Raw genomic sequence first — 2,511 nt, 5'->3', positions numbered from 1 at the left:
ACGATGTTTTGCGGACCAAGCGTTTGCTCGAAGATCTCGGCGGAGTCCCGGTTCTGGGATATCGTGCGGCCAGCTATTCGATCGGTTCCAAAAACCTCTGGGCGCTAGAGGTTCTGGAAGAATCCGGATTCCGTTACAGCTCCAGCATCTATCCTGTAAAGCATGATCTGTACGGCATGCCGGAAGCGCCGCGCTTCTCGTTCAGGCCGTGCAGACCGGACGGGTTGCTGGAAATACCCGTAACTACGGTTGAATTAAGCAATAAGAAATTACCGTGCGGCGGTGGCGGCTATTTCCGTTTGCTGCCCTATCGGGTGTCTCGCTGGGCCATCGAGCGAGTGAATCGGAAAGACCGGCAATCATGCGTGTTTTATTTTCACCCTTGGGAAATCGATCCGGATCAGCCGAGGCAGCGAGGCATCAATCTGAAAACACGGTTTCGCCACTACCTGAATCTTTCTCGGACCGAATCGCGCTTGCGCCGTCTTTTACACGACTTTCGCTGGAACACGATGGCTCATGTGTTTTTGTCTCCACACCACAATTAACCCGGACCGAAATCTTGCATGGAAATTAAGCGATTAGACGGCAGCCGCAAGTCTGACTGGGATGCATTCGTAAATAACTGTACCGAGGCGAGTTTTTTTCATCTCGCCGGTTGGCAAGACATCATCGAACGCGCCTTCGGCCATGAAACCCACTATCTCTTTGCGGAAGAAGAGGGTCGGATCGTCGGGGTATTGCCGCTCGGCCACGTGAAAAGCTTTCTATTCGGTAATGCGCTGATATCGAACCCGTTTTGCGTGTATGGCGGCGCCGCGACCGAATCCGATGCAGCGCGTACAGCCCTGGAGCAGGCAGCCTGCGATCTTGCACGGGAACTCGAGGTGGATTATCTGGAGCTTCGGAATCAAAAACCGCACGGATCCGGGCGGCCGACCAAATCGCTCTATGTCACGTTCCGGAAAGCTCTGGATCCCGATCCCGAGAAGAATCTCGCGGCCGTTCCGCGTAAACAGCGCGCGATGATCCGAAAGGGCATTGCCGCCGGCTTAAGCAGCATCATCGATCCCGGTGTGGACCGGTTTTTCGGAGCCTATGCCGAGAGCGTCCGCAATCTCGGAACACCGGTATTTTCAAAACGCTATTTCGCAATCTTGAAGGACGTATTCGGCGATTCTTGCGAAATCCTCAGCATCGAGCACCAAGGGCGCGTTATCGCCAGCGTGATGAGTTTCTATTTTCGCGACGAGGTGCTCCCGTATTATGGCGGCGGAACCGAAGAAGCCAGGGATCTCAAGGGTAACGATTTCATGTACTGGGAGGTCATGCGGCGGGCGACGGAAAAAGGCGTGCGGGTATTCGATTACGGTAGAAGCAAAGAAGGTACCGGCTCGTACCGATTCAAGACGCACTGGGGCTTCGAGCCCGAACCATTGGCTTACGAGTACGAGTTGGTGAAAGCGAAGGCGGTACCCGAGATAAATCCGCTCAATCCGAAATATCGATATTTCATCGCTGCATGGCAGCGTCTGCCTTTGCCGGTCAGCAATCTGGTGGGCCCCTGGATCTCCCGCAACCTCGGCTGAACGTTACGGCACCGCCTATGAAGGAGATTTTGCTCCTCGCCCACAGGATTCCCTACCCGCCGAATAAAGGGGACAAGATACGATCCTTTCACTTGCTCAAATATTTATCGGAGTCGTACCGCGTTCATCTCGGCGCGTTCGTGGACGATCCGAACGACTGGCGTTATGCATCCGATGTAAGAAATTTTTGCGGGGAAGCGTGTCTGCTTCCGCTGCACCCAGGACGCGCCAAACTCAAGAGCCTCAAGGGATTAGCGGTCGGACTCCCTTTAACCGTGCCTTATTATTCCGACGCTCGCATGAGCGCTTGGGTAGCCGGTATTTTGAAGCAGCGCTCCATTCATGCCGTCTTGGTGTTTTCGTCGGCGATGGCCCAATATGTGGTAGAGCATGCGTCGGTGCCGCGGATCATCGATTTCGTCGATGTCGATTCCGACAAATGGCGGCAATATGCAACCCAAAAAACCTGGCCGATGAATTGGGTTTACCGGCGGGAGGCGGCGTATTTGGCGCGCTATGACCGCAAGATCGCGAATTCGTTTAGCTGTTCTCTCTTCGTGTCGGAAAACGAGGCGAGCTTGTTCAAAGGCCTTGCTCCAGAAGTGAAAGAGCGGATTATGAGTATCGAGAACGGTGTCGACACGGCTTATTTTTCGGATCAAGCAGACTACGCCAATCCTTACGCGCCCGGCGAGCATGTCATGGTATTCACCGGAGCTATGGATTATTGGGCCAACATCGACGCGGTCACTTGGTTTGCGCGCGATATATTTCCGGAAATTCGCCGCCAGATGGATACGGCGCGCTTTTACATCGTTGGTGCGCGCCCTACTGAGGCGGTCCGGAACCTCGCTCGCATCGAGGGTGTTGCAGTAACCGGTGCGGTTGAGGATGTGCGGCCTTTCCTGAAGCATGCCCGTTG

Annotated in this window: 3 protein-coding genes; all 3 read left to right on the top strand. The window is 54.7% G+C overall.

Features of this window, described 5'->3' with window-relative positions; all coding sequences use genetic code 11:
- The coding region (locus ABJK70_RS23490; RefSeq protein WP_347259313.1) for an XrtA system polysaccharide deacetylase at window positions 1-548 on the top strand (548 nt) is incomplete at its 5' end.
- Between the two features lie 18 nt (window positions 549-566).
- The gene (locus ABJK70_RS23485; RefSeq protein ID WP_347259312.1) at window positions 567-1,589 is read left to right on the top strand and encodes a FemAB family XrtA/PEP-CTERM system-associated protein; all 1,023 of its coding nucleotides are present in this window, start codon (window positions 567-569) and stop codon (window positions 1,587-1,589) included.
- Between the two features lie 17 nt (window positions 1,590-1,606).
- Window positions 1,607-2,511: TIGR03087 family PEP-CTERM/XrtA system glycosyltransferase (locus ABJK70_RS23480; protein WP_347259311.1), on the top strand; the 905-nt coding region annotated here is incomplete at its 3' end.

Source organism: Methylocaldum sp., from assembly GCF_039794385.1.
Taxonomy (GTDB): domain Bacteria; phylum Pseudomonadota; class Gammaproteobacteria; order Methylococcales; family Methylococcaceae; genus Methylocaldum.
This window is presented reverse-complemented; position numbering and strand designations above follow the sequence as displayed.

Excerpts from the sequence above, each read along its gene's own strand:
- ABJK70_RS23485 (WP_347259312.1), top strand. The coding sequence starts at position 567 with ATGGAAATTAAGCGATTAGACGGCAGCCGCAAGTCTGACTGGGATGCA.